The organism is Rhodococcus sp. P14, from assembly GCF_000256505.1.
GTDB lineage: Bacteria > Actinomycetota > Actinomycetes > Mycobacteriales > Mycobacteriaceae > Rhodococcus > Rhodococcus ruber.
In genome coordinates this window covers 1-5,159 of record NZ_AJFC01000093.1, presented here as the reverse complement: position 1 = coordinate 5,159, position 5,159 = coordinate 1, and the positions used below count along the sequence as shown (strand labels likewise).

The window sequence follows — 5,159 nt, the reverse complement described above, 5'->3', positions numbered from 1 at the left end:
CGTCGTGTACGCGCCGGACACCTTCGTCGTGGACGTCGACGCCACGGAGGCGCTGCGTGCCTCGATGCGGCGCGACCGGCTCTCGCGCGGTGTGCCCTACGGGGAGTTCGTCGAGAAGTTCGTGACGCCGGAGCCGCCGCAGGACCTGCTGTACTACGGGTCCTGGGGCGACACCGAGGAACTGACGGCCACGCACTTCACCGTCCACGGGGCCGAGCGGGTCACCACGACGATCGACCGGATGCCGATCATCATGATGCCCGACCGCCGGGAGCTGAAGATCGCCGAACTCGCGGCCCGGGTGAAGGAACTCGAGTCGAAGCACGGCGAGATCGTCCACCGCAAGTCCTGAAGCCGGTCCGGCCCGCTCCGGCCACCGGATCCACCCCGAACCGGGTGCCCGCACGTGTGCTCCCCTCACCGTGCGGGCACCCATTCCCTGGAGTCACGATCATGACCATCTCGTTTCCCGCCATTCTCGACGCGCCGGTCTCCGGGCGCCGGGTCCCCCTCGTCGTCGACCATCTCGACTACAGCCGCCGGGTCCTGCTCCGCGGCAACCCCGTGCCGTGGACCGATCCCACCGCGCTGTCGAACTTCCTCAACCAGGCGCACGGGCTGCTGCGGCCGGACGTCACACTGCTCGATCTCGGCGAGTTCTACCGCCTCGCGGCGGACGACCCGCGGCTGGGCGAGGCGATGGCCGCCCGGTCCCGGACCGGGTACGCGTTGCGGGCGCTGCTCGCGGACGCCGCGACCACCCGCGCCGTGACGACGCTCGCCGCCACGGTGGCCGGCACCACCCGGTTGCCGCTGCTGCTGCAGATCCCCTCACCGCGGGCCTGGCTGGCGGCGACCCATCCCGGAGACGTCGCGGACCTGGACGCGGACCGTGTCGAGGCCGCGGCCATGTACGTCGCGGACTGGCTGCGCGGCTTCGCCGAGGTGCCGGTCGCGGCGGTCCTGCTCGACGAGCGGATCGCGCCGGGCGCTGCCGCCGCGTTGCCGCCGGCCGATCCGCAGTCGTACGTGCCCGTGACCAACGTGGCCGCGCACTACCGGTGGGAGATCGGACTGCGCGGCGAGGACACCGTCTCGATCGGCGAGCACGAGGGTGACGTCCTCGGCTCCGAGTACTGGCTCGCCGACGAGGCTGCCGTCCCGGACGCGCACGGCGTGTTCCGGCTCGCGCACCTGCCGGCGGACGCGGTCCCGGAGACGGTGCTCGCCCGGCTGGCCGCACTCGACGGCCCCGGTGCCTGATCGTGGACGACCTGCACGCCGGTGCCGCGGGGAGCGGCACCGGCCGGAGGACGGGCGCTACCCTGGAGACGTGACATGCATCACGACCACACCGGGGCGGGGCGGCCGGTGAAGAGCGCGGACCGACGGCTGCGGGTGGCGGTGGCCCGGGCCGGATTCCTCGACTCCGGCGAACCGGACGATTCGCTGGTCTCGTCCGTCGTGTCCGCGTCGTGGCGACGCTCCGCCGCGGCGGGCGTCCGCCCGTCCGGTGGGGAGGTCCGGTTCGCGGGTGAGGTCGACCGGGCCTCCCGCCTGGTCCAGTGCTCGCTGCCGGTCCTGGACCGGCTCGCGGAGGAGACCGTCGACGTCCCGGTGAGCATCGCCCTGACCGACGCCAAGGCGCAGGTGCTGATGCGCCTCGACGGTGCCCGGGCCATCGGACGGCTGCTCGACCACGTCTCGCTCGCACCGGGCTTCGACTACAACGAGGGTCAGATCGGCACGAACGGCGTCGGCACGGTGCTCGAATCCGGGCGGGCCGTGCAGATCGAGGGCGCCGAGCACTTCCACGAACGGTTCCAGCCGTTCGCCTGCTCCGGGGCACCGATCCGGGACCCGTTCAGCGGACGCGTCGCCGGCGTCATCGACATCAGCTGCCTCACCGAGCATTCGTCGCCGCTGCTCACGACCGTGGTGCGGACCGCGGCAGCGGAGATCGAACAGAATCTGTTCCGCGACCGCAGCGCCCGTCAGCACGCGCTGTTCGACGCGTTCGTGCGCGCCGACGCCCGCGGCGGGGCGGCCCTCATGGCGATCGGGAGCGCGATGTCGCTCGCGAATCCGCTCGCCCACACCCTCCTCGCGCCGGAGGACCAACGCCGGGTCGGTGAACACGTCGACTACGTCATCGGGCACCGCGCGCGAATCGACGAACTGCTCGAACTGAGCACCGGCCTGTCCGTCCGGGTCCGGGCGACCCGGATCCTGGCGGGCGAGGACACCGCCGGATACCTCGTGGAGGTCTCCGAAGCGGCCGCGTCCGCGGCACCGCTGCCGTCCGTGCCGAACCGCGTTCGCGAGCACCGCATGCACTCCGGACGGGTCGGTCTGGCCGCGGCCGGCACGGATCGTCTCCGCTCGAGCGGTTCCTCCGCGCTGTGGATGCGCGCCTGCGACGAGATCGAGGAGGCCCTGTCCGCCGGGGCGAAGCTGCTCCTCACCGGCGAGCCGGGCACGGGGAAGGCCTCTCTCGCGTCCGAGATCTTCCACTCCCTGTACGCCGGGGGGCGGAGCATCCTCGTGGACGGCAGCGAGACCGATCTGTCCGGGCTCACGGTGCCCTCCGCCAACCCCACCCTGTACGTGCTGCGCAACATCCAGGCGATGCCCGGCCCGCTCACGACCACCCTGGCCGAGACCCTGGCGGAACCCGTCGCCGAGCACGTCTTCGTCGTGGCCACCATGGAGGAGTCCGAGGAGCCGCCCTCCGAGACCCTCGCCCCGCTGCTCGCGGCGCTCGACCGGACGGTGCACGTTCCCGCCCTGCGACACCGCACGGACGACATCGCAGGAGTCGTGGCCCAGGTCCTCCGCAAGATCACCGGATCGCAGAGCCGCACCGTCGCTCCCGACGCCATGCGGGTGCTGGCACGCTATCCGTGGCCGCGCAACATCCACGAGGTCGAGGCGGCGCTGCGCTGCGCCGTCGCGCACCGGCCTGCCGGTGCCATCACGGTCGAGGACCTACCCGAGTGGTGCCGGCACGGTCCGCGCCGGCAGCTCAACGCGGTCGAGTCCGCCGAACGGGACCTCATCGCCAAGGTCCTGCGGGAAACCGGTGGCAACCGGGTGCACGCCGCGCGCGCCCTGGGAATCTCCCGGTCGTCGCTGTACCGGAAACTGACCCTGTTCGGTTTCACCGGCGAGTAGGCCCCCGCCGGTCGTCGAATCTGCCGCCGGTGCTCGCACGGTGCGAACCCGTGTCCGGATGTGGGACAGTTCACGACCGCCCCTCCTGCCGAAGATGGAGACAGCACATCTCGTCAGCGCGAAGGAGGAACGAGAGTCGTGGACGTCATGGACGAGCCGTTCTTCAGCTGGAACCGGCGACGAATGATCCTGCACACCAACAGATGTCCGGTCCCCGAATCGTCCGGGTCGCCGGCCGGCGCCGAGCTCGTCTCGGACGTCCCGCTGACGGTCGGAACCCGGCGAGGGCGTCTGATCACCGTCGTCGTCGACGACGACGAGTACGTGGCACTGGTGGTGGGCGACGTCCGGGGGCGGCACGATGTGCCGGTGCGCCGGGTGGTCACCGAAGGGTTACTGATCGAGGGGAGCCGCAGCCGGCTCGACGCGGAGATCCTGTTGCCCGTTTCGGAGGCACCCGTCGTTCCCGTACCGGATGTCCGGCGGATCCCGGACCCTCGGGGCCCGTACACCGAGGCGGTGCAGGCACTCCTCGCGTACTCCGGAGCCCGGTCCGTCACCGTCGAATTCGCCCCGGCGTCGCGTCCGGCCGCTCGGGTCCTGAACCGATCCGCGTGAACGTTCCGGTCGGAGATCCCCCGCAGATCGGGAACTACGTGCATTTCGGGCGCCGGAGGGCTTTGATATCGGTATGAACGGCAGGACCGCCCCGGACCCGGTGCGCGTGGCGGTGGGGGCCGCGGCCACCGTGGGCGACGGGATTCGTCGCATGCTTCTGTTCGGCGTCGACGCAGCGCGCCGGCTACCGGGTGTGGACCCGGCGCTCGTCGCCCTCGAGTCGCGCGGCGCCGAGACCCTGCGCGCCGGGGACGAGATCGCGGACCGGGTGCTGCACACCGTGGTGCGCAGGGTGGTGGACGCGGCCCTGGACGTCGTGGACATCACCGCTGTCGTGCGGGACCACGTGGACCTCGACGTCCTCGCGGAGGGGATCGACATCGAGCGGATCCTCGACCGGGTGGACATCGACGCCGTCGCGGCACGCATCGCGATCGCACCGATCCTGGCCCGCGTCGACATCGACGCGGTCGCCGCGCGAGTGGACGTGGCGGCGATCGTCGACCGCGTGGACCTCGACGCGCTCGCGGCGAAGATCGACGTCGAGGCGATCATCGACCGCGTCGACCTGGACGCGCTCGCGGCGAAGATCGACGTGGACGCGATCATCGGGCGGGTCGACCTCGTCGGCCTCGCGAACGCGGTGATCGAAGGGGTCGACCTGCCGAGCATCATCCGCGAGTCGACGGGGTCCATGTCCACCGAGGCGGTCCGCGGCGTCCGCAGCCAAGGGATGCACGCCGACGACGCGGTGTCCGGGTTCGTCGGGCGGTTCTTCGGACGCGTGCCGGAAACCCCGGAAGCACCCGCGTGACCGGCGGCGGGCAGCCGCACGGGCCGGCGGGGATCGTCACGCGGGGTATCGCGGCTGCCGTCGACCTCGGCGTGGTGCTCACGGTGATGGGCGGGATCTACCTGGCCGTGCTGTTCGCGCGACTGCTGTTCTCGCCGCAGGAGTTCACCCTCCCGGACGCACAGATCCTGCTGTCCGTCGCCGTGTTCGTCGTTGTCGCGGTGGTGTACCTGACGGCGTGCTGGGCGACGACGGGACGAACACTCGGCGCGGTGGTGATGGGGCTACGGGTGGTCAGCCGCAACGGCGACCTCGTCGGGGGGATTCGTTCCGCGGCGCGGGCCTGGCTGTGCGTGATGTTCGGCTTCGGGTTGCTGTGGGTGGCGGTGGACCGGCGCCGGCGGTCTCTGCAGGACATCCTCCTGCGCACCAGCGTCGTCTACGACTGGCAACCGCATCTGCATCCGGCCGAATTCGAGACGTGACGTCGCGCCCGTCACAGTCGGCTGGGCATACTCGAACCCGGCTGAGAAACGTAGACGGGTAGGAGTTCGTGGTGTCGCAGGGTCTGAAG

The 5,159-nt window shown here is 71.4% G+C and carries 5 protein-coding genes and 1 pseudogene; all 6 read left to right on the top strand.

Going from position 1 to position 5,159, the window contains the following annotated elements:
- A pseudogene (locus OEY_RS28100) lies at positions 1-352 on the top strand (hydantoinase B/oxoprolinase family protein); the annotation flags it as partial.
- A 101-nt stretch (positions 353-453) separates the two neighbouring features.
- Positions 454-1,263, top strand: a complete 810-nt coding sequence (locus OEY_RS0106850) for a hypothetical protein (protein WP_010593151.1) — start codon at positions 454-456, stop codon at positions 1,261-1,263.
- 75 nt (positions 1,264-1,338) lie between these two features.
- Positions 1,339-3,174 (top strand): sigma-54-dependent Fis family transcriptional regulator, encoded by a 1,836-nt coding sequence (locus OEY_RS0106845; RefSeq protein ID WP_010593150.1) that lies wholly within the window; start codon positions 1,339-1,341, stop codon positions 3,172-3,174.
- Between the two features lie 147 nt (positions 3,175-3,321).
- Positions 3,322-3,792, top strand: a complete 471-nt coding sequence (locus OEY_RS0106840) for a hypothetical protein (protein WP_225222831.1) — start codon at positions 3,322-3,324, stop codon at positions 3,790-3,792.
- A 73-nt stretch (positions 3,793-3,865) separates the two neighbouring features.
- A complete protein-coding gene (locus tag OEY_RS0106835; protein ID WP_010593148.1) occupies positions 3,866-4,606 on the top strand; it encodes a hypothetical protein in 741 nt (246 codons plus the stop codon).
- On the top strand, positions 4,603-5,070 hold the full coding sequence (locus OEY_RS0106830) for an RDD family protein (RefSeq protein WP_010593147.1): 468 nt from the start codon (positions 4,603-4,605) through the stop codon (positions 5,068-5,070). Before OEY_RS0106835 ends, OEY_RS0106830 begins: the two co-directional genes overlap by 4 nt.
- Positions 5,071-5,159: the final 89 nt, after the last annotated feature.